The 23324-nt window shown below is 67.7% G+C and carries 27 protein-coding genes and 1 pseudogene; 9 read left to right on the top strand and 19 right to left on the bottom strand.

The features are described from left to right. Positions 1–120: 120 nt before the first annotated feature. From ACFOMD_RS04470 to ACFOMD_RS04480, 3 genes are all read right to left on the bottom strand, one after another. Positions 121–1146, bottom strand: a complete 1026-nt coding sequence (locus ACFOMD_RS04470; RefSeq protein ID WP_380857457.1) for a 2-oxoacid:ferredoxin oxidoreductase subunit beta — start codon at positions 1144–1146, stop codon at positions 121–123. Further along, the gene (locus ACFOMD_RS04475; RefSeq protein ID WP_380857460.1) at positions 1143–3035 is read right to left on the bottom strand and encodes a 2-oxoacid:acceptor oxidoreductase subunit alpha; all 1893 of its coding nucleotides are present in this window, start codon (positions 3033–3035) and stop codon (positions 1143–1145) included. Before ACFOMD_RS04475 ends, ACFOMD_RS04470 begins: the two co-directional genes overlap by 4 nt. A gap of 86 nt (positions 3036–3121) precedes the next feature. Beyond that, positions 3122–4030, bottom strand: coding sequence for a histone deacetylase family protein (locus ACFOMD_RS04480; RefSeq protein WP_380857463.1), 909 nt, complete (start codon positions 4028–4030; stop codon positions 3122–3124). 88 nt (positions 4031–4118) lie between these two features. On the opposite strand from ACFOMD_RS04480, the gene ACFOMD_RS04485 reads away from it, so the two are divergent. Both ACFOMD_RS04485 and ACFOMD_RS04490 read left to right on the top strand, forming a co-directional pair. Further along, positions 4119–5111, top strand: a complete 993-nt coding sequence (locus tag ACFOMD_RS04485; protein WP_380857466.1) for an alpha/beta hydrolase — start codon at positions 4119–4121, stop codon at positions 5109–5111. 31 nt (positions 5112–5142) lie between these two features. Then, positions 5143–5649 (top strand): RNA pyrophosphohydrolase, encoded by a 507-nt coding sequence (locus ACFOMD_RS04490; RefSeq protein WP_380857469.1) that lies wholly within the window; start codon positions 5143–5145, stop codon positions 5647–5649. Here the strand turns inward: ACFOMD_RS04490 and ACFOMD_RS04495 are convergent. The 3 genes from ACFOMD_RS04495 to thiS are packed head-to-tail and all read right to left on the bottom strand — an operon-like array spanning position 5646 to position 7329. After that, positions 5646–6029: a PIN domain-containing protein gene (locus ACFOMD_RS04495; RefSeq protein WP_380857472.1), complete on the bottom strand. Its 384-nt coding sequence runs from the start codon at positions 6027–6029 to the stop codon at positions 5646–5648. The genes ACFOMD_RS04490 and ACFOMD_RS04495 overlap by 4 nt on opposite strands. Further along, entirely contained in the window at positions 6026–6295 is a 270-nt protein-coding gene (locus ACFOMD_RS04500; RefSeq protein ID WP_380857475.1) for an AbrB/MazE/SpoVT family DNA-binding domain-containing protein, read from the bottom strand. The genes ACFOMD_RS04495 and ACFOMD_RS04500 overlap by 4 nt, the downstream gene beginning before the upstream one ends. A gap of 44 nt (positions 6296–6339) precedes the next feature. Further along, positions 6340–7329 (bottom strand): sulfur carrier protein ThiS, encoded by a 990-nt coding sequence (gene thiS / locus ACFOMD_RS04505; RefSeq protein WP_380857478.1) that lies wholly within the window; start codon positions 7327–7329, stop codon positions 6340–6342. An 89-nt stretch (positions 7330–7418) separates the two neighbouring features. Here thiS and aroQ point away from each other — a divergent pair, with 89 nt between their 5' ends. The 6 genes from aroQ (at position 7419) to aat (ending at position 12381) form a co-directional block, all read left to right on the top strand. Beyond that, positions 7419–7865 carry a type II 3-dehydroquinate dehydratase gene (gene aroQ, locus ACFOMD_RS04510; RefSeq protein ID WP_380857481.1) on the top strand — a complete coding sequence of 149 codons (447 nt, stop codon included), beginning with the start codon at positions 7419–7421 and terminating at the stop codon, positions 7863–7865. 38 nt (positions 7866–7903) lie between these two features. Next, a complete protein-coding gene (accB, locus tag ACFOMD_RS04515; protein WP_380857484.1) occupies positions 7904–8404 on the top strand; it encodes an acetyl-CoA carboxylase biotin carboxyl carrier protein in 501 nt (166 codons plus the stop codon). A 10-nt stretch (positions 8405–8414) separates the two neighbouring features. Next, positions 8415–9764, top strand: a complete 1350-nt coding sequence (accC, locus tag ACFOMD_RS04520; protein WP_380857487.1) for an acetyl-CoA carboxylase biotin carboxylase subunit — start codon at positions 8415–8417, stop codon at positions 9762–9764. 84 nt (positions 9765–9848) lie between these two features. Beyond that, complete coding sequence (locus ACFOMD_RS04525) at positions 9849–11327, top strand: amidase (protein ID WP_380857490.1); 1479 nt, start codon at positions 9849–9851, stop codon at positions 11325–11327. Next, positions 11324–11671 carry an arsenate reductase (glutaredoxin) gene (arsC, locus tag ACFOMD_RS04530; protein WP_380857493.1) on the top strand — a complete coding sequence of 116 codons (348 nt, stop codon included), beginning with the start codon at positions 11324–11326 and terminating at the stop codon, positions 11669–11671. Before ACFOMD_RS04525 ends, arsC begins: the two co-directional genes overlap by 4 nt. Positions 11672–11682: 11 nt before the next feature. After that, complete coding sequence (gene aat, locus ACFOMD_RS04535) at positions 11683–12381, top strand: leucyl/phenylalanyl-tRNA--protein transferase (protein WP_380857496.1); 699 nt, start codon at positions 11683–11685, stop codon at positions 12379–12381. A 35-nt stretch (positions 12382–12416) separates the two neighbouring features. On the opposite strand, the pseudogene ACFOMD_RS04540 reads toward aat, so the two are convergent. The 4 genes and pseudogenes from ACFOMD_RS04540 to nusB form a co-directional block, all read right to left on the bottom strand. Continuing rightward, a pseudogene (locus ACFOMD_RS04540) lies at positions 12417–12773 on the bottom strand (DUF2155 domain-containing protein); the annotation flags it as partial. A 29-nt stretch (positions 12774–12802) separates the two neighbouring features. Beyond that, a complete protein-coding gene (gene mlaD, locus ACFOMD_RS04545; RefSeq protein WP_380857499.1) occupies positions 12803–13309 on the bottom strand; it encodes an outer membrane lipid asymmetry maintenance protein MlaD in 507 nt (168 codons plus the stop codon). After that, positions 13309–13689 (bottom strand): NADH:ubiquinone oxidoreductase subunit NDUFA12, encoded by a 381-nt coding sequence (locus ACFOMD_RS04550; RefSeq protein WP_380857502.1) that lies wholly within the window; start codon positions 13687–13689, stop codon positions 13309–13311. Before ACFOMD_RS04550 ends, mlaD begins: the two co-directional genes overlap by 1 nt. A gap of 70 nt (positions 13690–13759) precedes the next feature. Further along, positions 13760–14224, bottom strand: a complete 465-nt coding sequence (gene nusB / locus ACFOMD_RS04555; RefSeq protein ID WP_380857504.1) for a transcription antitermination factor NusB — start codon at positions 14222–14224, stop codon at positions 13760–13762. 227 nt (positions 14225–14451) lie between these two features. Here nusB and ACFOMD_RS04560 point away from each other — a divergent pair, with 227 nt between their 5' ends. Continuing rightward, the gene (locus ACFOMD_RS04560) at positions 14452–15108 is read left to right on the top strand and encodes an Npun_F0296 family exosortase-dependent surface protein (protein WP_380857506.1); all 657 of its coding nucleotides are present in this window, start codon (positions 14452–14454) and stop codon (positions 15106–15108) included. Here the strand turns inward: ACFOMD_RS04560 and ACFOMD_RS04565 are convergent. From ACFOMD_RS04565 to ACFOMD_RS04605, 9 genes are all read right to left on the bottom strand, one after another. Further along, positions 15105–16031 (bottom strand): alpha/beta hydrolase, encoded by a 927-nt coding sequence (locus ACFOMD_RS04565; RefSeq protein ID WP_380857508.1) that lies wholly within the window; start codon positions 16029–16031, stop codon positions 15105–15107. The genes ACFOMD_RS04560 and ACFOMD_RS04565 overlap by 4 nt on opposite strands. A gap of 12 nt (positions 16032–16043) precedes the next feature. Continuing rightward, entirely contained in the window at positions 16044–16466 is a 423-nt protein-coding gene (gene ribH / locus ACFOMD_RS04570) for a 6,7-dimethyl-8-ribityllumazine synthase (RefSeq protein ID WP_380857511.1), read from the bottom strand. 4 nt (positions 16467–16470) lie between these two features. Continuing rightward, a complete protein-coding gene (gene ribB / locus ACFOMD_RS04575; protein ID WP_380857514.1) occupies positions 16471–17577 on the bottom strand; it encodes a 3,4-dihydroxy-2-butanone-4-phosphate synthase in 1107 nt (368 codons plus the stop codon). Next, entirely contained in the window at positions 17574–18188 is a 615-nt protein-coding gene (locus ACFOMD_RS04580) for a riboflavin synthase (RefSeq protein ID WP_380857517.1), read from the bottom strand. Before ACFOMD_RS04580 ends, ribB begins: the two co-directional genes overlap by 4 nt. A 15-nt stretch (positions 18189–18203) precedes the next feature. Beyond that, positions 18204–19199, bottom strand: coding sequence for a bifunctional diaminohydroxyphosphoribosylaminopyrimidine deaminase/5-amino-6-(5-phosphoribosylamino)uracil reductase RibD (ribD, locus tag ACFOMD_RS04585; RefSeq protein WP_380857520.1), 996 nt, complete (start codon positions 19197–19199; stop codon positions 18204–18206). Then, positions 19196–19504 carry a hypothetical protein gene (locus tag ACFOMD_RS04590; protein WP_380857523.1) on the bottom strand — a complete coding sequence of 103 codons (309 nt, stop codon included), beginning with the start codon at positions 19502–19504 and terminating at the stop codon, positions 19196–19198. The genes ribD and ACFOMD_RS04590 overlap by 4 nt, the downstream gene beginning before the upstream one ends. A 56-nt stretch (positions 19505–19560) precedes the next feature. Continuing rightward, the gene (locus ACFOMD_RS04595; protein WP_380857526.1) at positions 19561–20208 is read right to left on the bottom strand and encodes an energy transducer TonB; all 648 of its coding nucleotides are present in this window, start codon (positions 20206–20208) and stop codon (positions 19561–19563) included. Positions 20209–20341: 133 nt separating this feature from the next. After that, positions 20342–21667, bottom strand: coding sequence for a glutamate--tRNA ligase (locus ACFOMD_RS04600; protein WP_380857529.1), 1326 nt, complete (start codon positions 21665–21667; stop codon positions 20342–20344). Beyond that, complete coding sequence (locus ACFOMD_RS04605; protein WP_380857532.1) at positions 21664–23319, bottom strand: NAD+ synthase; 1656 nt, start codon at positions 23317–23319, stop codon at positions 21664–21666. Before ACFOMD_RS04605 ends, ACFOMD_RS04600 begins: the two co-directional genes overlap by 4 nt. Positions 23320–23324: the final 5 nt, after the last annotated feature.

Below are 23324 nucleotides of genomic sequence, written 5' to 3' on the forward strand. Positions count from 1 at the left end.
CAGCGCAGCTGGGAAGGTGAGGGTGATCTGCGAGCAAGCGAGGATGATTGCGTAAAGGCATCACCCTCACCCCGCTCGCGCTACCGCGCGAGTCGCCCTCTCCCCTCAAGGGAGAGGGATTTAAATGACGTGCGGCTGCTTCTGGTTGACTTCCCAGGTCTGGCCCTTGCGGATCAGCGCGTTGAGGTCGGCGCTCTTGCCGGCGGAGACCTGGCGGTTCTGCTCGACCACCGCGCTCTCGAAGGTCGGCGCCGGGTCGGCGTAGATCACGCCCATCGCCACCGGAAAGCTCGGGAACGGCATGTCGACGAGCATCTGCGCGATCGACTTGTTGGTCTGATCGTGAACGATGACCTTCGAGGTGTCGCCATCGACGACGTCGACCACTTCGAGCCGCAGCGTCTCGCGGTTGAGCGCGATCCCCTTGGTGCCGCCGGCAAACAGCATCGGCTGCCCGTCCTCGAGCCAGAGCTGGGTGTTCGCCGAGTTCTTCTTCTCGGTGAAATTCTCGAACACGCCGTCATTGTAGACGATGCAGTTCTGATAGATCTCGACGAAGCTCGTGCCCTTGTTGGCGTAGGCCGCCTTCAGCACCGCCGGCAGGTTCTTCTGCGTGTCGATGGCACGCGCGATGAAGCGGCCGCCGGCGCCGATCGCGAAGGCGCACGGGTTGGCCGGCCGGTCGACCGAGCCGAACGGCGTCGACGGCGAGCGCGTGCCGACGCGACTGGTCGGCGAGTACTGGCCCTTGGTCAGGCCATAGATCTCGTTGTTGAACAGCAGCACCTGGCAATCGAGATTTCGGCGCAGCAGGTGCAACATATGGTTGCCGCCGATGGAGAGGCCGTCGCCGTCGCCGGTGATGAGCCACACGTCGAGCTCCGGGTTGGCGAGCTTCACCCCCGTCGCCACCGCCGGCGCGCGGCCGTGGATGGTGTGGAAACCGTAGGTCTCCATGTAGTAAGGGAAGCGCGACGAGCAGCCGATGCCGCTGACGAACACCGTGTTTTCGGGCGTGGCGCCGATCTCCGGCATGGTGCGCTGCACCGCCTTCAGGATGGCATAGTCGCCGCAGCCCGGGCACCAGCGCACTTCCTGGTCGGTCGCCCAGTCGTCCGGCTTGGTGATCTTGGTCATCTCGTTCACGACAGCGACTCCCCAAGGGCATCTTCAATGGCGGCTTCGATCTCGGCGATCTTGAAGGGGTGGCCCGACACCTTGTTGAGCGGCCTGGCGTCGACCAGATACTGGTCGCGCAGCACCGTCTTCAACTGGCCGGTGTTCATCTCGGGCACGATGATCCGGTCATAGCTCTTCAGCAGCTCGCCGAGGTTCTGCGGCAGCGGCCAGAGGTAGCGGATGTGGATATGGCTGACGTCGCGGCCCTTGGCGCGCGCGCGCCGCACCGCCTGGTGGATCGGCCCGAAGGTCGAACCCCAGCCGACCACCGCCAGCTTGCCGCCCGCCGCGCCCAGCTCGACCTCCTGATCGGGGATGTAGCGCGCGATGCCGTCGATCTTGCCCTTGCGGGTGTCGGTCATCTTCTGGTGGTTCGCCGGCTCATAGTTGATGTGGCCGGTGGCGTAGCTCTTCTCGATGCCGCCGATGCGATGCATCAGGTCGGGCGTGCCCGGCTTGATCCACACGCGCTTCAGCGTCTCGGGATCGCGCTCGTAGGGGCTCTGCTTGCCCTCTTCCGGCACCGCCGTGTGGAAGGTCACCGGGAAGCGCTCGAACCCGTCCATATCGGGCATCCGCCACGGCTCGGCGGCGTTGGCGATGTAGCCGTCGGTCAGCAGCATGACGGGCGTCATGAACTGCGTCGCGATGCGGCACGCCTCGATCGCCACCTCGAAGGTGTCGGCGGGCGAGCGGGCGGAGATGACCGGCAGCGGCGCATCGCCGTTGCGGCCGTAGATCGCCTGATACAGGTCCGACTGCTCGGTCTTGGTGGGCAGACCAGTCGACGGCCCGCCTCGCTGACTGTTGACGATGACCAGTGGCAGCTCGGTCATGATCGCGAGGCCGATCGCCTCGCCCTTCAGCGCGATGCCGGGGCCCGACGACGAGGTGACGCCGAGCTGGCCGGCGTAGGAGGCGCCGATCGCCGAGGCGATGGCGGCGATCTCGTCCTCCGCCTGGAAGGTGGTGACGCCATATTCCTTCAGCCGCGACAGCGTGTGCAGCAGCGACGAGGCCGGGGTGATCGGATAGGAGCCGAAGAACATCGGCAGCCCCGCGAGCTGCGCGCCCGCGACGAGCCCCATCGACAGCGCCTCGCCACCGGTGACGGTGCGATACTGGCCCGGCGCCACATCGGCGGGCGCGATGGTGAACTGCTTCAGCGGCCCGCCGATCTCCGCGGTCTCGCCATAGGCGTGGCCGGCGTTCAATGCGGCGATATTGGCTTCGGCGAGCACCTCGGCCTTGGCGAACTTCGACTTCAGCCAGTCGACGAGCGGCTGGCGGTCGCGGTCGAACATCCAGAGCGCGAGCCCCAGCGTCCACATGTTCTTGCAGCGCAGCGCCTCCTTGTTGCCGAGGCCGAACGGCTTCACGGCCTCAAGGGTAAGCTGCGAGATGTTGAAGGCGAGGAGCTGGTAGGGCGCGAGGCTGCCGTCCTCGAGCGGATTCACCTCATAGCCGGCCTTTGCGAGGTTGCGCGCCGAGAACTCGCCGCTGTCGGCGATGACGAGGCCGCCCGGCCGCAGCGAGCCGAGATTGGTCTTCAGCGCCGCGGGGTTCATCGCCACCAGCACGTCGGGCTCGTCACCCGCGGTCTCGATGTCGGTCGACCCGAAGTTGATCTGGAAAGCCGACACGCCGAAGGTCGTGCCCTGCGGGGCGCGGATTTCGGCCGGGAAATCGGGGAAGGTCGCCAGGTCGTTGCCGGCCAGCGCCGTCGACAGGGTGAACTGCCCGCCGGTTAGCTGCATGCCGTCGCCGCTGTCGCCCGCGAAGCGGACCACCACGGCCTCGCGCACTTCGGCGCCGGCCTTGTCATCCCCCGGATTCGTCTTGAGTGCGGTTGCCATCGCTCGCTTTTTTCCGCCCGCTGTTGGTTGACGCGTACCTACGCCCCCAAACGGGGGGCAACAAAGAAGAAAATATGAAAGGGAAGCTACCGGAGCTTCGCCTCAGTCGCCAGCGCGAGGATCGAGCGCGCATGCCGGCGCGACACCTCGATGAGCGCGTCGCCCCGGCTGTAACCGCCGCCGAGCGTGCTCGCGAGGGCTATCCCGCGCTCTCGACACTCCGCCATCACGAAGCGGTCGCGGGCGTCCAGCCCGGCATCGCTCAGCGCCAGACGGCCCAATCGATCTTCCATGTGGGGATCGACCCCCGCCTGATAAAGCACAATATCGGGTGCGAAACGGTCGAGCATGGGCGGAAGCTCGCAACAGAGTGTTTCCAGATAGGCGTCATCGCCGATGCCGTCGGGCAGCTCGACATCGTGCGACGAGCGCGCTTTCCGCACCGGAAAATTCTTCGCGGCGTGCATCGAGAAGGTGAAGGCGTCCGTCCGCCCAGCCAGCATTACCGCCGTGCCGTCGCCCTGATGCACGTCGAGATCGACGATCATCACCCGTCGGACGGCGCCTTCAGTAAGCAGCCGGTTGGTAGTGATCGCGAGATCGTTGAGCACGCAATAACCGGCACCGCCATCGGGCAGCGCGTGGTGGCTGCCGCCGGCGGTGTTCGCCGCGTAGCCGTGCGTGAGCGCGAGGTTCGCCGCGAGCCACGTCCCGCCCGACGAAAGTTGCGAGCGGCGGCTGACCCGCTCGGTCACCGGAAAGCCGATCCGTCGCTCGCGTTCGCGATCGACGGTCGCGGTCAGCACCGCCTCGACATACTCAGCACTGTGCACGGCCTCGATCCACTGGCGCGGCATCGGCTCGGGCCGATGCTCCTCCCATTCCGCGCCCGCCTCGCGCAGCGCCAGCATCACCTGGCCATATTTGTCCATTGGGAAGCTGTGGCCGGGCGGCAGCGGCGCGACATAGTCGGGATGGTGGACGAGGTGCAGCACGGAGCCGCTTCTACCCGCAATTTCGGAGGATGACGCCCCCGCCCGCCGGCCTATGATCGGTGGAAATCAGAACAGGGGAGCCTCCGCCATGCCGTTCGTTCGTCCCGACGTGAAAGCCTTCCTCGATTTCCTCAACAGCCAGCCCGGCCCGCAGATGCACGAGCTGGACGCGCCGACCGCGCGGATGATGTTCCAGGCGATGGGCCAGATCGCCGAGCTGCCGCGCGGCGAGCTGGCGCATGTCGAGGACATCTCGATCCCCGGCGACCACGGCCATGCCATCCCGGCGCGCCTCTATTGCCCGGCGACGCGCAGCGGCCCGCCGGCACCGGTGCTGGTGTTCTACCATGGCGGCGGCTGGGTGATCGGCGACCTCGACACGCATGACAGCGCCTGCGCCGAGATCGCGCGCGGCCTCGGCATGACGGTGATCGCCGTCGATTATCGCCTCGCGCCCGAGCATCGCTTCCCGGCGGCGGCCGAGGATTGCCTCGCCGCGACGCGCTGGGTGGCAAGCTCGCCGTCGGTGATCGGCCATGCGGTGACCGGGCTGGTGGTGGCGGGCGACAGCGCCGGCGGCAATCTCGCGGCGGTCTGCGCGCAGCAGCTTCACGACAGCCTGCCCGTCCCGATCCTCGCGCAGTGGCTGATCTATCCGGGCGTCGACATGAGCGCCAACGTCGGGTCGATGCAGGAATTCGCCGACGGCTATCTGCTGACCAACAACAGCATGATGTGGTTCATGGGCCATTATCTCGGCGAGGGCGATCAGGGGCTGCACCCGCATGCGTCGCCCTATCACACCGATCGCTTCACCGGCCTGCCGCCGGCGCTGGTCTACACCTGCGGGCTCGACCCGTTGCGCGATCAGGGCCGTGCCTATGCGGCGAAGCTGGTCGAGCACGGCGTGCCGACCGTCTATCGCGAGGCCAAGGGCCAGATCCACGGCAGCCTGACCCTGCGGCAGGCGATCCCGAGCGGCCAGGGCGACCTCGCCGGCTGCCTCGCCACCCTGCGCGAGATCGTCAACGAGGCGCAGGGCGAGGCGACGATGGCGCAGGCAGCGCAAGCCGCGGAGTAGCGCCGCTGCCGGGGGTTTGTTAGGGAGCCGCATGCCTGACGCCCCCGCCACGCCCTCGAACCATCCTTCCGGCCTGCCCTATCGCGCCGGCGTCGGGGTGATGCTGCTCAACGACCGCGACGAGGTCTTCGTCGGCCAGCGGCTCGATTCGACGCTTGAGGCCTGGCAGATGCCGCAGGGCGGCATCGACAAGGGCGAAGATCCGCGCGAAGCAGCGCTGCGCGAGCTGGAAGAGGAAACCGGCGTCCGCCGTGACCTTGCCGAGATCATCGCCGAAACCGACGGCTGGCTCTGCTACGACCTGCCCGACGATCTGATCGGCAAGATCTGGAAGGGCAAATACTGCGGCCAGCGCCAGAAATGGTACGCGATGCGCTTCCTCGGCACCGACGCCGACGTGAAGATCGAGACGGCTCATCCGGAGTTCCGGGCGTGGCAATGGGCACCGGCCGACAAGCTCGTCGACCTGATCGTGCCGTTCAAGCGTGAGCTTTACGGCGATGTCCTGAAAGCATTTGCCGGCGTGCTGCCGCGCTAGCGGAGCAATTCCACCGGCACCGGTGGGTCAGCGAGACTGGCGAGCGCGCGATCGAAGGTCACGAACGCATCGAAGTCGGTGGCTTCGGCCAGATGGATCATATCAGCGAAATCCGCTCCCGCCGCAAAGCCGGCCATTGCCCGCCCGACGCGCTCAGGATGGACGACATGCACGGTTTCGGCCGAGAGCAAAGCCAGCAAGGCCGCCGCCAGCTGTGCGCGGTCGAAGCCATAATAGGATTTCAGCACCCACGCGGTTTCGAGCAACACGCTCGTCGACACGAAGCAGTCGTCGCGCAGCAACTCGTGAGCAAGCGCGGCCTGCGCGGCATCATCGTTCACGATCGCCCGCAACAGGACGTTGGTATCGACCGCCCTCATTCCTTGTTCTTGAACATCTCGTCGATCGCGTGCCGCCAGCTTTCTTCGTCGCCCGGAGGACCCTGGTAGTTCACAATAGAGCGAATTTCGGCGAGCACCTCATCGATCGGTCGCGTGCCGTAGCGCTTCAGCGGCCGCAGCAGAACACCGTCAGGCCGGTCGACGACCTCAAAAGCGGTACCCGGCAACCAGTGCTTGGCGTCGCGAACCTCTTTCGGGATCACGACCTGGCCTTTGGCCGACAGGCGGGTCGAGGGCGCGTTCATGTCGGTAAGATACGTCTTACTGACATGTCGATCAAGCGCGATGCCTAGATCAACCCGCCGAGCGGGCTCGACGGATCGGCGTAGCGGCGCTTGCCCATGCGGCCCGCGCGATAGGCGAGGCGGCCACTTTCGACCGCCAGCTTCATCGCGCGTGCCATCATCACCGGGTCCTTCGCCTCGGCGATGGCGGTGTTCATCAGCACGCCGTCGCAGCCCAGTTCCATCGCCACCGCGGCGTCCGACGCGGTGCCGACGCCGGCGTCGACCAGCACCGGCACCTTCGCGCCCTCGACGATCAGGCGGATCGTCACCTGGTTCTGGATGCCGAGGCCAGAGCCGATCGGCGCGCCCAAGGGCATGATCGCCACCGCGCCGGCATCCTCCAGCCGCTTCGCGCCGATGGGATCGTCAACGCAATAGACCATGACGTCGAAACCGTCCTTCGCCAGCACTTCGGTCGCGCGCACCGTCTCGATCATGTCCGGGTAGAGCGTCTTCGCCTCGCCCAGCACCTCGAGCTTCACGAGGTTCCAGCCGCCCGCCTCGCGCGCCAGCCGAAGGGTACGGATCGCGTCGTCGGCGGTGAAGCAGCCGGCGGTGTTGGGCAGATAGGTGTACTTCTTCGGGTCGATAAAGTCGGTGAGCATCGGCGCGTTGCGGTCGGAGACGTTCACGCGGCGCACCGCCACCGTGACGATCTCGGCGCCGCTCGCCTCGACCGCAGCGGCATTCTGCGCGAAGTCCCTGTACTTGCCGGTCCCGACGATCAGCCGCGAGTTGAAGATGCGGCCGGCCACCGTCCAGCTATCGCCATCCGCTCCTTGCCCGCCGCCGACGAAATGCACGACTTCCAACGCATCCCCCTCCGTCAGCGCCACCTGCGCATAGGTCGATTTCGGCACGATCGCGAGGTTGCGCTCGACCGCCACCTTCGTGGGATCGATACCCAGCGCCTCGATCAGCGACGTGACGGTCGCGGGCACGGGAAGCCGGCGCAGCTCGCCGTTGACGGTGACGGAAATCTGATCGGCCATGCTACCCCTGAAACCTCGCGGGGCTAGGCACCCGCATCCGCCGTCCATATAAGTTCGCCGCACAGGACGCCACAACCGCGAGACGACGAATGGCCCAGGACGACCGCCCGCTCGTACTCGTACTCAACGGGCCGAACCTCAACCTGCTCGGCACCCGCGAGCCCGAGGTCTACGGCGCCGACACGCTCGACGATATCGCCGAGCTGATGGAAGACCATGCCCGCGTGCTGGGCCTGCGCATCGATCTGCGCCAGTCGAACCATGAAGGCCATCTGATCGACTGGCTGCACGAGGCGCAGGCGCGCGGGTGCAAGGCAGTCATCCTCAATCCCGGCGGCTTCACGCACACCTCGGTGGCGCTGCACGACGCCGTGAAGGGAATTGTGACGCCGGTGATCGAGGTTCATCTGTCGAACCCGCACGCCCGCGAAGCGTTCAGGCACAAGAGTTTCGTCAGTCCGGTCGCGCGCGGCACGATCGCCGGCTTCGGCGCCAAGGGCTATATGCTGGCGCTGGACGCCGCCGCCGCCATCTGACAAAGCCCCTCTTTCAACGATAACAAACGAGGACACGCATGGCCGACAAGACACCGCAAAACGGTCAGGCAATGCAGGTCGATACCGATCTGGTCCGTCAGCTCGCGAGCGTGCTCGACGACACCCGCCTCACCGAGATCGAGGTGCAGGACGGCGAGCGCCGCATCCGCATCGCGCGGCAGGTGACGATGGCCGCGGCCCCGGCGATGCCGGTCGCGCCGGCGCCCGTCGCCGCCCCCGCCGCCGTCGCGCTGCCGGCAGCGGCTCCCGCGGCTGCACCCGCCGTCAGCGATCTCAAGAGCAATCCCGGCACGGTCAAGTCGCCGATGGTCGGCACCGTCTATCTGACGCCCGAGCCCGGCGCCCCCGCCTTCGTCAGCGAAGGCGCGCAGGTGAAGGTCGGCGACACGCTGCTGATCATCGAGGCGATGAAGGTGATGAACCCGATTACCGCGCCGAAGGCCGGCACCGTGACCAAGATCTGCGTCCAGAACGAGCAGCCGGTCGAGTTCGACACCCCGCTCGTCGTCGTCGAGTAGGCGCCGCCCTGTGTTTGAAAAAATCCTGATCGCCAACCGCGGCGAGATCGCGCTGCGCGTCCACCGCGCCTGCCGCGAACTCGGCATCAAGACGGTCGCTGTCCATTCGACCGCCGACGCCGAGGCGATGCACGTCCGCCTCGCCGACGAGGCGGTGTGCATCGGGCCGCCGTCGGCAACTGACTCCTATCTGAACGTCGCCAACATCATCTCCGCGGCCGAGATCACCCACGCCGACGCCATCCACCCCGGCTACGGCTTCCTGTCGGAGAACGCCAAGTTCGCCGAGATCGTGCGCGATCACCGCATCGGCTGGATCGGCCCGTCGCCCGAGCATATCCGCATGATGGGCGACAAGGTGCAGGCGAAGAAGACGGCGGCCGAGATCGGCCTGCCGCTCGTCCCCGGCTCCGACGGCGCCGTCGGCAGCGTTGAGGAGGCGATCGAGGTCGCTAACGAGATCGGCTACCCGGTGCTGGTCAAGGCGGCTTCCGGCGGCGGCGGCCGCGGCATGAAGGTCATCCCCGACGCCGCCAGCCTCGCCGGCCTGATGGCGCAGGCGAAGTCGGAGGCGAAGGCCGCCTTCGGTGACGATACCGTCTATATCGAGAAGTATCTCGGCAACCCGCGCCACATCGAATTCCAGGTGTTCGGCGACAATTTCGGCAACGCCGTCCATCTGGGCGAACGCGACTGCTCGCTGCAGCGCCGCCACCAGAAGGTGCTCGAGGAAGCCCCCTCGCCCGCGCTCAACACCAAGCAGCGCGAGGAGATGGGCGAGACCGTCCGCCAGGCGATCGCCAAGCTCGGCTATCAGGGCGCCGGCACGATCGAGTTCCTCTACGAGGACGGGCAGTTCTACTTCATCGAGATGAACACCCGCCTGCAGGTCGAGCATCCGGTGACCGAGCAGATCACCGGCATCGACCTTGTGCGCGAACAGATCCGCGTCGCCGCCGGTCTGCCGCTGTCGGTCAGCCAGGCCGACATCCGCTTCGAGGGCCATGCCATCGAGTGCCGGATCAACGCCGAGGACCCGGTGACCTTCGCGCCGTCGCCGGGGCAGGTGACCGACTATCATGCACCGGGCGGGCTGCATGTCCGCGTCGATAGCGCGCTCTACGACAATTATCGGATCCCGCCCTATTACGACAGCCTGATCGCCAAGCTGATCGTCTATGGATCGACCCGCAACGAGTGCCTGGCACGCCTGCACCGTGCGCTCGAGGAATATGTGATCAACGGGCCGAAGACGACGATCCCGCTGCACCAGCGGCTGATCGAGGACCCCGAGTTCATTGACGGCGACTATTCGATCAAGTGGCTGGAGAATTGGCTGGCGGCGAAGGCCGGCGCCTGAGTTTTCCCGAATTGGGGAGGTGACGGCGCGCGGCCGTCCGCTAGGCTGTATCGCAAGATAAGAACAAGCCTGGGGGAGAGCCGCATGACCGTGTTTTCGCGTCGCCGATTCCTGGAGGCGAGCGCGCTGCTCGCCGCCACCGCCCCGCTCGCTGGCTGCATACGCCCGAGCGGCTCGATGCCCAACGACGCGGTCGCGATGGCCGACGCGGTGCGCAGCGGCAAGACCACGGCGTCGGCACTTGTCGAGGCGGCGATTGCCCGGCTGGAGCGCGCCAATCCGCAGATCAACGCGGTCGCCTATCCGAACTATGACAAGGCACGCAAAGCCGCCGCCGCGGGCGTCACCGGGCCGCTGGGCGGTGTGCCGACGCTGATCAAGGATATCACTCCCGAAGCCGGCCTGCCCTACACCTCGGGCTCGCGCGCCTTCGCCAAGCGCGTCCCGACCGAGACCTCGCCCTACCTGTTGGCGCTGGAGCGCAGCGGCGCCATTTCGATCGGTCGCTCGACGACGCCCGAGTTCGGCCTCACCGCCACCACCGAGCCGCTGCTGACCGGCGCGACGCGCAACCCCTGGCACCTCGGCCACAGCGCCGGCGGCTCGTCGGGCGGCAGTGGGGCGGCAGTCGCCGCGGGCGTAGTGCCGGTGGCGCACGCGACGGACGGTGGCGGCTCGATCCGCATTCCCGCCTCGGTCAACGGCCTCGTCGGGCTGAAGCCGTCGCGTGGCCGCATGGCCGGTTCGGGCCCGGATCAGGTGACCAATGTCAGCGTCGCCAACTGCGTGTCACGAACGGTGCGCGACACCGCCGCCTGGTTCGCCGCCACCGAAGCGACCGGCGAAGGCGCGCGCTTCGCGCCGGTCGGTGTCGTCACAGGCGCGTCGAGCCGGCGGCTGAAGATCGGCCTGAACCTGAAGCGCGGCGACGGCTCGTTGCCGCATGGCGACGTGCAGAATGTCTTCTCCAACGCGTCGCTGCTGCTGCAGCGGCTCGGCCACCGCGTTTCCGACCAGTCGTTGCCGTTCGATACCAACAAGAGCACCACCGCCTTCACCACGCTGTGGGGCGCCGGCGCGGCGCGCGACATTCAGGCAGTGGCGAAGGCGCTGGGCCGCATGCCGGGGCCGGACGATCTCGAACCGCTGACCTTCGGCATGGCCGAGGTCGCGAGGAAGGCCGGCGAGCAAGGCGTTCAGCAGGCCATCGCGACGCTGACCGAGGTCGCGCGCAGCTACAATGCCCAGTTCGAAACCATAGATATCTATATGACCCCGGTGCTCGCCCTGCCGCCGGTGCCGATCGGCTTCCTGTCGACCAGCGACCCGTTCGAACAGCAGCAGGAGCGCCTCAACAGCTACGTCGCCTACACGCCGGTCGAGAATGTTGCCGGCGCACCGTCGATCGCGCTGCCGATGGGCCAGAGCCGCGACGGCTTGCCGATCGGCATCCAGTTTGCCACCAAGCCGGGCGGCGAGCGCGTGCTGCTCGAACTCGCGTTCGAACTGGAGCGCGAACTCGAATGGTATCGCAACAAGCCGCCGCTATGGGTGGGTGAATGACGACGACGATCTATCATAATCCGAGCTGCGGCACCTCGCGGAACACGCTGCAAGCGCTGCGCGAGGCCGGGCACGATCCACAGGTGGTCGAGTATCTGAAGACGCCGCTCGATGCCGCAGGCATCAAGGCGCTGCTGGCGAAGCTAGCGGCGCGACCGCGCGACTTCCTGCGCAAGCGCGGCACGCCCTATGACGACCTTGGTCTCGACGATCCCAAATGGACCGATGACCAGCTGATCGACTTCATGGCGGCGCACCCGATCCTCATCGAGCGGCCGATCGTCGTCACCTCCAAGGGGGCGCGACTCTGCCGCCCGTTGGAGAAGGTGAACGAGATCATCTAGGATTGCGGCACATGCAGCCGCTCGATCCCGAACTTCTGCTAAAGGCCTATGCCGCCGGCGTCTTCCCGATGGCCGACGGGCGCGAGGCCGACGAGCTGTTCTGGGTCGATCCGCGCCGCCGCGGGGTGCTGCCGCTCGACAGCTTCCACCTGCCCCGCTCGGTCGCCAAGCTGTTGCGGCAGGAGCGGTTCGAGCTGACCGCCGACGGCGCGTTCGAAGACGTCATGCGCGCCTGCGCCGAGCCGGCGCCCGACCGCAGCGAAAGCTGGATCAATCCGTCTATCCTCGACGGCTACACCCGCCTCCACCGCCTCGGCTTCGCTCATTCGATCGAATGCTGGCAGGATGGCGAGCTGGCGGGCGGCCTCTACGGCGTGAAGCTCGGCGCCGCCTTCTTCGGAGAGAGCATGTTCACGCGGGTGCGCGACGCGTCGAAAGTGGCGCTGGCGCATCTCGTGGCGCGGCTGCGCGTCGGCGGCTTCCAGCTGCTCGACACCCAGTTCCTGACCACGCACCTCGCACGCTTTGGCGCGATCGAGATCCCGCGCGGCGCCTATCGCTCGTCGTTGGACTCGGCGCTGTCGGTGGCAGGCGACTTCTTCGCGCTCGACTCGCTCGCCGGCGGCGTCGACGAGCGGCGGCCGGCGACAATGGTGTCGGGGCCGGTTTCGGGGAAGCTCATCGCGCAGCTCTTGACCCAGACGTCGTAGACCGGGTGATCGAAGCCGTTGATCGATGGGCTTTCGGCGAACAGCCAGCCTGAGAACACGCGCTTCGCCGCGGCGCGCGGCGGCTTGTCGTCAACCTGCACGAAGGCGCCGCTCCACGGCCGGTCCCACGGCGGCGTCGCTTCGCAGGCACGCACGCGAACGGTCAGCCGCTCGAAGGTGAAGGTGCCGCCGGGGCGCACCGCGAAGTTGCGCGTCTGGCTGTTGTTCTTGTTGAGGACCGCGATGGTGGCGACGCGCTGCGGCATCGGCGTCGGCTGCGCGATCGGCTTGGGCGCAGCGGGCGTCGCCGGGCGGGTGGCGGCGGCAGGTGCCGGGGCCGGTGTCGTCTCAGGATCGGCAGGCGCCGGCGTGGGCGCCTGGGCCGTCAGCATCAGCGCCGCGGCGCCGAGCAGAAGGCGTTTCACTGCGCCGGCTCGGCGTCTTCGGCGGCCGTCTCGTCGCTCGATTCGGCGCCGCCGGTGCGGTTGATGACCGAACCGATCAGGCTCATCATGTCGATCGCGCCCTGCGTCTCGGTGATCTCGTCGCCGGCCGCCAGCATCTCGGGATCGCCGCCGGGCGCCAGTGAGATGTAGTTGCCGCCGAGGATGCCTTCCGAGGTGATCGCCGCGCTGGTGTCGAGCGGCAGCTTCACGGTCGGGTCGATGGTGAGCTTCAGCACCGCCTGATAGGTCTGCGTGTCGAGCGTTTCCTCCGACACGGTGCCGACCTTGAGGCCCGAGACGCGCACATCGGTGCCGACCGACACGCCGCTGGTGTTGGGGAAACGCGCGCTGATCGTGTAGCCGCCGCTGACGCCGCCGCGCTCGGTGCGGGCATAGGCGAAGGTGACGAACCAGACCGCGACGAGCAACACCAGGGCGCCGATCAGCGCCTCGACGATATTATCCTTGAACAGTGCGCGCATTATTCGGGCCGCCATGCTTCATAGTCGCCGGTGGCGCGCGCCCGCACGCCGCTGGCGTGGAGGCTGCCCGACGGCGCATGCGCCTCGAGCGAACCGGTCGGGTTGGGCAGCCACGGCTTTTCCCAGGTCTTGGTCGGCAGCGGCGTCTCGCTCGGCGGGGTCGCCGACTGACGGTGAAGCCACATGTGCCATTCCGGCGGCGTACGGCTCGCCTCGACGTCGCCCGAGAACACCACCCAGCGGCGGTCGCCCTTCTTCGAGCGGTAGTAGACGTTGCCCTGGTCGTCGCGGCCGACCTCGACGCCCGAAAGGCGCGTGTTCAGCCACGTCCCGAACGTCGGGCCGTGCCACCAGGTGAAAATCGTCTTGAGCCAGCTCATGCAAGTCCTCGAACGCGCGGTCGCCGCCTTAGAGCCGGAAATGTCCGCGAAGTGCAAGAGGCCGCGCGTCTCAGCCGCGGGCCTTCTTGGCGATGGAATCGAGCAAGCCGTTCACGAACTTCGCCTCCCGCGCCTCGTAGAAGGCATGCGCGACGTCGACATATTCGTTGATGATCGCCGCCGTCGGGATATCGGCGCGCGCCACCAGTTCATAGGCGCCGGCGCGCACGATCTGCCGCATCGGGCGGTCGAGCCGGTCGAGCGTCCAGCCTTCGGCAAGGTTCTCGCCGAGCATCGCGTCGATCTCGGCGAGGCGCGCATCGACGCCCTTCACCACATCGTTGAAGAAATCGACGTCGGCCTCGCGGAACTGATCGCCCTCGATCTCGGCGCCGAGGCGGTGCTGGTGGAACTCGCTGAGCAGCAGCGGCACGGCGGCGCCGGACATCTCGCGCTGATAGAGGGCCTGCACCGCAGCGAGGCGGGCGGCCGAGCGGGCATTGCCGGAACGGGGTTTCTTGGAGGGGGAAGCCATGGCGGTGCATGTAGCGAGGCGAAGCCGCCCGCGTAACCCCCTGCGACGCCCGTTTTGGAGTCGGCATTCTTTACGTTTTCGGTTGGCGCACCCGGCCGGCCGACAAGGTGCCGTTGCAGATTCTGCCTCGCTTGCAGCGGCTTGGCGCCCCCTTGGGAACCGGTGGCACGACCATTGCTTGTTTGTGTCGAAAGATTGCCGCGAACAGCGGTCGAGAGGGGACGAAAATGTCGAAGGCGAAGATTCTTGCCGCGCTGTTGACCGCCGCCGCCGTGGCGATGCCGGCGCAGGCCGCCACCGTGCTGTTCACCAGCGAAGCGCTCGCCAGCAACCCCGGCCCGGCCGCAGGGGAGACCGTGGTCGAGGATTTCGACAGCCCGCTCGCCGCCGGCTATTCGTGGAGCAGCTTCAACCGCACGCTGTGGTCGAACCCCGGCAACCCCACCGGCAACCTCTTCAACACCGGCGTGTCGGGCTATGCCGGCAACATCCCCGGCAACACCACCCGCTTCGCCTCGGTGTTCGGCGGCACGTCGGCGTCGCTGATGTCGACCAACATGCTGAAGTCGATCAGCGTCGATATCGGCTCGATCGACGATTATAATTTCATCGATTTCTATCAGGACAACGTGCTGATCGGCACGATTACCGGCAGCGAGCTGTCGAGCGTTCACAACGGCTCGTGGACCGGCCCGGACACCAACCGCCGCTTCTTCTTTGTTGGCGGCACGTTCAACCGCATTGATTTCCGCTCGGGCGGCAACTCGTTCGAGTTCGACAATATCGCCACCGCGGAAGTGCCGGAGCCGGCGACCCCGGCGATGCTGGCGTTGGGCCTGCTCGGCCTCGCGGCGCTCCGTCGCCGCAAGCGCGCAGCCGCCTAAGCGAAGCGTGCTTTCAGCCAGGCGCAGGCGTCTTCGGTCGCCTGCGTCGCGGCTGTCACCAGCCCGGCCATCGAGAAGAAGCCGTGGTTCACGCCCGCATAGCGGGTGACCTCGACATCGGTGCCGGCTGCCTTCAACGCGCCGGCATAGGCCTCGCCCTCGTCGCGCAGCACGTCATATTCGGCAGTGATGACGAAGGCTGGCGGCAGGCCTGACAGGTCGCTGGCGCGCAGCGGCGCGGCATAGGGCGCGTCGGCGGGCGACTCGCCGAGATATTGCTCCCAATAGAACTCCATCGACGGTCGCGTCAGGCCGTAGCCCTCGCCGTTCTCGGCGTATGAGGGCATCGCGTCCGACGGATAGTCGGTCACTGGATAGACCAGCAATTGCCCGACCAGCGCCGGGCCGCCGCTGTCGCGGGCGCGAAGCGCCACCGCTGCGGCGAGATTGCCGCCGGCGCTGTCGCCGGCCGCCGCAATCTTTGCGGGATCGCCGCCGATCGAGGCGGCATTCGCCGCTGCCCATTGCGTCGCCGCGAAGCAATCGTCGATCGCGGCCGGATAGCGGTTCTCCGGCGCCAGCCGATAATCGACCGAGACGACGATGGCGTTCGTCCCGGCGCTCAGGCCGCGGCAGACATTGTCATGCGTATCAAGGCTGCACAGCACCCAGCCGCCGCCGTGGAAGAAGACGATCACCGGCAGCGGTTCATCGCCCGCCGGGCGGTAAATGCGCACCCGCAGCGGCCCGGCCGGGCCATCGATCTCTCGTTCGGAAGTATCGGCGACCTGCGGCCCGAGCGCCTTCAGCTGCTCGGTCATCGCCGCCATGCCGGCGCGCGCCTGCTCGACGGGAAGCGTTTCGACGCGCGGCTGGTCCTTCGACGCTTCGAGGAACGCCGCAATGACCGGATCGAGCGCCATGACGGCCTCCCTCTAGCTGGCGAACTTCTCGCGCAGCGTCATCATCGCCAGCGCGGCCTTGGCGGCATCGCCGCCCTTGTCCTTCTCCGACACCTTGGCGCGCGCCCAGGCCTGGTCGTCATTCTCGCAGGTGAGGATGCCGTTTCCGATGGCGGCGCCGTCGAGCGTCAGCGCCATGATCCCGCGCGCGCTTTCGTTGGAGACTACCTCGAAATGGTAGGTCTCGCCGCGGATGATCGTGCCGAGCGCGACATAGCCGTCGTAGCGGCCGGTATCGACGGCGAGCGAGATGGCGCCGGGAACTTCCAGCGCGCCGGGCACGGTGACGACGTCCCAACTGTGGCCGGCGGCCTTCAGCACGCCGGTGGCGCCCTTCAGCAGTTCGTCGGCGAACTCGTCGTAGAAGCGCGCCTCGACGATCAGCAGATGCCCCATGCGATCAGCCCTCCACCACGATCGGCCGCTCGCCGACGACTTCGAGGCCATAGCCGTCGAGGCCGACGAAATTGCGGTGCGAATTGGTCAGCAGCACCATTTCGTGGACGCCGAGGTCGACGAGGATCTGCGCGCCGATGCCGTAGTCGCGCTGCTCCATGCCGTCGCCGGGCGCCCCTTCGGCGCGCTGCGCGATCATCCTGGTCAGGCGGTCGGGCTGGTTGTCGCGGATGATGACGATGACGCCGGCACCTTCCTGGCCGATGATCTCCATCGACTTCTGCAACTGGCCGGCACGCCCGCCCTCGCCGAGCATGTCGCTGAAGATCGACAGGCCGTGCATGCGGACGAGCGTCGGCTTGCCGGCCTCGACCTTGCCCTTCTGGAGCACCAGATGCTCGGCATATTCGGCGCGATTGATATAGGTTTTCACCGTCCACTCGCCGCCATGCGCCGAGTTGATCCTGGTCTCGTTGACCTGCTGGACGAGGTGATCGTAGCGGCGACGATAGGCGATCAGGTCACGGATCGTGCCGATCTTCAGCCCGTGCAGCTGCGCGAACGACATGAGGTCGTCCATGCGCGCCATCGTGCCGTCCTCGTTCATGATCTCACAGATCACGCCCGACGGGTTGAGGCCGGCGAGGCGCGCCACATCGACCGCCGCCTCGGTATGGCCGGCGCGGACCAGCACGCCGCCATCGCGGGCGACCAGCGGAAACACATGGCCCGGCGTCACGATCTGCTCCGGCCCCTTCGCCGAATCGATCGCGACGGCGATGGTGCGGGCGCGGTCGGCGGCGGAGATGCCGGTGGTGACGCCTTCCTTCGCCTCGATCGAGACGGTGAAGGCGGTTTCGTGCCGCGTGCCGTTCATCCGGCTCATCATCGGCAGCCCGAGCTGATCGACGCGCGCCTTCGACATCGACAGGCAGATCAGGCCGCGGCCGTGCTTCGCCATGAAGTTGACGGCATCGGGCGTCGCCATCTGCGCGGGAATGACGAGGTCGCCCTCATTCTCGCGGTCCTCATCGTCGACGAGGATGAACATGCGACCGTTCTTCGCCTCGTCGATGATCTCCTCGACCGAGGCCAGGAAATGACGCTTCATGACTTGCCTTCCACCACTTGCCGCATGCGCCCGAGGTAGCGGGCCAGCACGTCGATCTCGAGATTGATTTCCTGCCCCGGCGCCAGCGCCCCGAACGTCGTCGCCTGCGCGGTATGCGGTATGACATTGACGCCGAAGCGCACGCCACCCTCCGAAGTATCAGCCACCTCGTTGACGGTGAGCGACACGCCATCGAGGCAGATCGAGCCTTTGGGGGCGATGTAGGGCGCGACCGATGCCGGCGCCTCGAAGCTGATGCGGGTCGAATCGCCCTCGGCGCGCAGTTCGGCAACGCGCGCGACGGCATCGACATGGCCGGTCACGATATGCCCGCCGAGCTCGTCGCCGACCTTCAGCGCGCGTTCGAGGTTGAGGCGGCGCCCGGCGGCCCACATGCCGCTCGCAGTCTTCGTCTGCGTCTCGCCCGAGATATCGACCGCGAACCAGCCCGGCCCCTTGTCGACCACCGTCAGACAGGCGCCCGAACAGGCGATCGACGCGCCGATGGCGACGCCCGCTGTGTCATAGACGGTGGCAATCCGCGCGCGCAGGTCGCCGCGCGGCTCGACGGACTCGATGGTCCCGACGTCGGTGATGATCCCCGTGAACATGATCTCGCAATCCCGCTATCGCGTGCGCTCGTAGACTTCGAGCCGGTCGTTGCCAAGCGTACGACTCTCGATCGGCCGCCAGCGGCCGTGCGCGGCCGCCAGGTCGGTGAGGCCGATGTCGCCGATGCCGGCCTGCCCCGCGCCGATGACGATCGGTGCGCGGTAGATGACGAGCCGGTCGACCCGGTCGGCGGCCAGGAAGGCGGCGGCGACACCGGCACCGCCTTCGACCAGCACATCGTTGATCGCCTCGAGTCCGTCGATCGCGGCGGGCGAATCGATCAGCAGCGGATCGCGCGCCGCCAGCCGGAGATGCGCCGGGATCGCGGCGAGCGAACGGCTCATCACCGCCGCGCGGGGTGCACGGTCTTCGAGGCCGGGCAGCCGCACGTCGAGCGCGGGATCGTCAGCCTCCAGCGTGCCGCGCCCGACGACGATGAGGTCGCTGCGCGCCCGCAGCAAATGCGCATGCGCCCGCGCCGCGTCCCCGGTAATCCAGCGGCTGCTGCCATCCGCCATGGCGATGCGGCCATCGATCGACAGCGCCAGCTTCAGGGTGACGAACGGCCGCCCTTCGGCCTGCCGCATCAGGAAGCCGGCGATGGCAGCCTTCGCGCGGGCCTCGGCGATGCCGACAACCACCTCGACGCCGGTCGCGCGCAGCCGCTCGATCCCCTTCCCCGCCGTGCGCAGGTCGGGGTCGACCATCGCCACGACCACGCGAGCGAGGCCTGCCTCAACCAACAGATCGGCACAGGCCGCGCCCCGCGCGCTGACATGGGCGCAGGGTTCGAGCGTGACATAGGCGGTGGCGCCGCGTGCATCCGCAGCAGCCTGCGCCAGCGCCGCCGCCTCGGCGTGCGGGCGGCCGCCCGGCTGGGTCCAACCGCGACCGACGACGCGGCCGTCCTTGACGATCAGGCAGCCGACGGGGGGATTGGGAGAGGTGCGGCCAAGCCCCCGGCCGGCGAGCGCGAGCGCGGCGTCGATCCAGCGCTCGTCGTCGCTCACTTGCCCGCCTTCGCCTTTTCAGCGGCCTTGGCCTCGGCTTCCATCTTCGCGAATTCGGCCTGCTGAGCCCAGTAGGCGCGGGTGCGTTCGGCGACGTCCTCGGCCTGCGCGGCCTTCACCTCTTCGCGGGTGCGGCCTTCCTTCCAATTGCTCATGTAGATGAGCTTCGGATCGGGCTTCATATAGCCCCAGCGGTTCTCGACCATGAAGCCGACGACGACGATCGTCGTCACCAGCAGCGACCCGATCCCGAAAAACAATTTGTGCCGTTCGATGCCGGCGAGCCGGGCGCGCAGCGAGGCCATGCAGAACTCCGTGAAAATCCGGGGACTACATAAGCGCTCGCCGCGCGCCCTGCCACCTATCCGTTCACCAGCTCGAAGCGGACGGGCACCTCGCGCCAGCTTTCGACCGGCACGCCGTCGCGCGTCGCCGGGGTGAAGCGCCAGGCGCGCCTGGCATGTGCGACCGCCGCCTCGTCGAGCCGGGCATGGCCGCTCGACGCCTTAAGCTCGGCGGCGAGCACCCGGCCGTCGGTGCCGATGCGGACGCGGACCATCACCACGCCCTCCTCCTCGGCCCGCTCCGACGAGGCCGGATAGGGCGGCTGGAAGCGCGCGGCGAAGCGCGAGTCGAGGCGGGCGAGCACCATCACCGGCGCGGGCGGCGCAGGATCGACCAGCGGCCCGACGGCCACCGGCGGCAGGTTGGGCGGCACATCGACGCTGGTCAGTCCGGTCGACGGCGCCGGCGGCAGGTCCGGCGCGATGTTGACGACGGGCGGCGCGAACACGAGGTCCACCTGATCCGGCATCACCGGCGGCGTCACCTTCTCAGGGGGCGTCACCGGAATGTTCCTGATCTTGATCGGCTCGGTTCGCGTGACATTGGGAATGCTGACGACGCCCAGCGACAGCAGGGCGGCGCCGAGCGCGGCATGGATGGCGACGGTGATGAGCAGGCCGGTTCCCGATCGGGCGCCGGTATAACCGTTGGCGACAATAGGCATGGTGACCCTCCCTCAGGTCGTTGCTTCCATGCGCCGTTCGTCGGCCGGTTTCGCCCGCAAAGCGGCGCGGCAACGATGTTATAACATCGCAAACGCGAATTTATAGATGACGCGAACGTCAACCGCGCGGCGATCAGAAGGTGAGGCGTTCCAACGCGCGGGCACGGCCGATCAGCGACAGCAGCGCAGCCATTTCCGGCCCATGGTCGCGCCCGGTCAGCGCGCGGCGCAGCGGCAGGAACAGCGGCTTGCCCTTGCGCCCGGTCGAGGCCTTCAGCCGCTCGACGAGCGCCTGCCAGATGTCGGCGCCCCACGGCAGCTCGGCGATCGTGGCGCGCGCCTCGGCGAGATAGGCGGCGTCCTCGGGCGCGACCTCGGCGGTGACCGGGCCTTCGACCACCTGCCACCAGTCGGCCGCCTCGCCCACCGTGGTCAGATTGGCGCGGATCACCTCCCAGGCCGCCGTGTCCATGCCCCCCGGCAACCGGTCGCGCACCGCCTCGAACGGCAGCTGGTGGACGATGCGCGCGTTAAGATGCTGCAGCTCCGCCGGATCGAAGCGCGGATGCGTGTTCCCCAATCGCGACAGATCATGCCCGGCAATCAGCGAGTCGAGGCTCGCCACCGGCTCGACCGCATCGGCGGTGCCGAGCCGCGCCAGCATCGCGACGACGGCGATCGGCTCGATGCCCGCCTCGCGCAGCGCATCCATGCCCGCCGAGCCCAGCCGCTTCGACAGCTCACCGTCGACCGAGGTCAGCAGCCCGAAATGCGCCAGCTTCGGCGGCGTCGCACCGAGCGCGGCGAACATCTGCAACTGGATGCCCGAATTGGCGACATGGTCCTCGCCGCGCACCACATGGGTGATGCCGAGGTCGATGTCGTCGACCACCGAAGGCAGCATGTAGAGATAGCCGCCATCGGCGCGGCGCACCACGGGATCGGACAGCGAGGCCGGGTCGATATGGCTGTGGCCGCGGATTAGATCGTCCCATTCGACATGGCCGTCGTGATCGAGCTTGAACCGCCAGTGCGGACGAATCCCCTCGCCTTCAAGCCGCGCCCGCTCGGTATCGGTCAGCTTCAGCGCGGCACGGTCATACACCGGCGGCAGCCCGCGCGAGAGCTGCACCTTGCGCTTGATGTCGAGCTCTTCGGGACTCTCATAGCAGGGATAGGCGCGCCCGGCGGCGTGCAGCTTCGCCAGCGCCGCGTCATAGGCGGCGAAGCGGTCGGACTGCTTCACCTCGGCGTCGGGCGTCAGGCCGAGCCAGGCGATGTCGTCGCGGATCGCCTGCGCGAACGCCTCGGTCGATCGCGCACGGTCGGTGTCGTCGAGGCGAAGCAGGAAGCGCCCGCCCGCCTTCTTCGCCGTCAGAAAATTATGGACCGCGGTGAAGATATTGCCGACATGCAGCCGCCCGGTGGGGGATGGCGCGAACCGGGTGACGGCGGTCATCGCACCGTCCGGAAAGCGTGGGTGATCGGATAGCGGCGGTCGCGGCCGAAGCTACGGCGGCCGATCTTCACCCCCGGCGGCGCCTGCCGGCGCTTGTATTCGGCGACGTGCAGCAGCCGCTCGATCTTCACTACCGTCTCGCGGTCGAAGCCCTTGGCGACGACATCCTCGACCGATCGCTCATGCTCGACGAGATCGAGCAGGATGGCGTCGAGATCGTCGTAGGGCGGCAGCGAATCCTGGTCCTTCTGGTTGTCGCGCAGCTCGGCGCTCGGCGGCTTGGTGATGACGCGTTCGGGCATCACGAGGCCGGTGGCGCCGACGCCGAGGCGCGGCAGGTTGGCGTTGCGCCAGCGCGACAGCTCGAACACCGTCGTCTTGTAGACGTCCTTCAGCACCGAATAGCCGCCGGCCATGTCGCCGTAGATCGTCGCATAGCCGACCGACATCTCGCTCTTGTTGCCGGTGGTCAGCAGCATCGGGCCGAACTTGTTGCTGAGCGCCATCAGCGTGACGCCGCGAATGCGCGACTGGATATTCTCCTCGGCGATGTCACGGCCGCGCCCCTCGAACAGGGGGCTGAGCATGCCATCGAACGCGTCCATCGCCGCGCCGATCGGCACGCTGTCGAGCCGCACGCCGAGCAGCCGCGCGCATTCGGCGGCATCGTCGAGGCTTTCCTGGCTGGTGAAGCGCGACGGCATCATCACGCACCACACCTTGTCGGCGCCGAGCGCGTCGACCGCCACCGCCGCCGACAGCGCCGAATCGATGCCACCCGACAGGCCGAGCACCACGCCGGGGAAGCGGTTGCGGGTGACGTAGTCGCGCAGACCGACAATCATCGCGTGGTAGATCGAGGTCAGGTCGTCGTCATGCGTCGCGACCTCGCCGGGTGCACAGCGCCAGCCGTCGGCGGTGCGCGTCCAGTCGGTGACGATGATCTGCTCGTCCCATTCGCGGAAACCCACCGCGAGGCTGCGGTCGGGGTTCATCACATAGGAGGTGCCGTCGAACACCACCTCGTCCTGCCCGCCGACGCGGTTGAGCATGACCAGCGGCAGGCCGGTTTCGGTGACGCGCCCGACACCCGCCGACAGGCGGCGGTCGTCCTTGCCGAGTTCGTAAGGCGAAGCGTTGGGCGAGATCAGGATTTCGGCGCCGGTTTCGGCGAGGCACTCGCACACCGGCGACAGCCACATGTCCTCGCAGATCGGAATGCCGATCCGCACGCCGCGGAAGTTGACCGGGCCAGGCAGCGGCCCCGACGCGAACACCCGCTTCTCGTCGAACACGCCGTAATTGGGCAGCTCGTGCTTCAGCACGGTCGCGATCACTTCGCCGCCGTCGAGCACGGCGACGGCGTTGTAGAGCAGCCGGTCGCGGACATGCGTGGTGCCGACCAGCATGCCGGGACCACCGTCGGCGGTGACCTTCGCCATCCGCTGCAGCTCAGCCTCCGCCTCGGCATGCAGCGCCGGCTTCAGCACCAGATCCTCGGTCGGGTAGCCGATGAGCTGAAGTTCGGGGAAGGCGATCAGGTCGGCGCCCATATGCTTGCTGCGCGCAACAAGCATGGCGTCGGCGTTGCCGCGCAGGTCGCCGACATTCTGCGAGAATTGCGCGAGGGCGATCTTGAGGCGGTCAGTCATGGGCG

Source organism: Sphingoaurantiacus capsulatus (assembly GCF_042648405.1).
Classification (GTDB): Bacteria; Pseudomonadota; Alphaproteobacteria; order Sphingomonadales; family Sphingomonadaceae; genus Sphingoaurantiacus; species Sphingoaurantiacus capsulatus.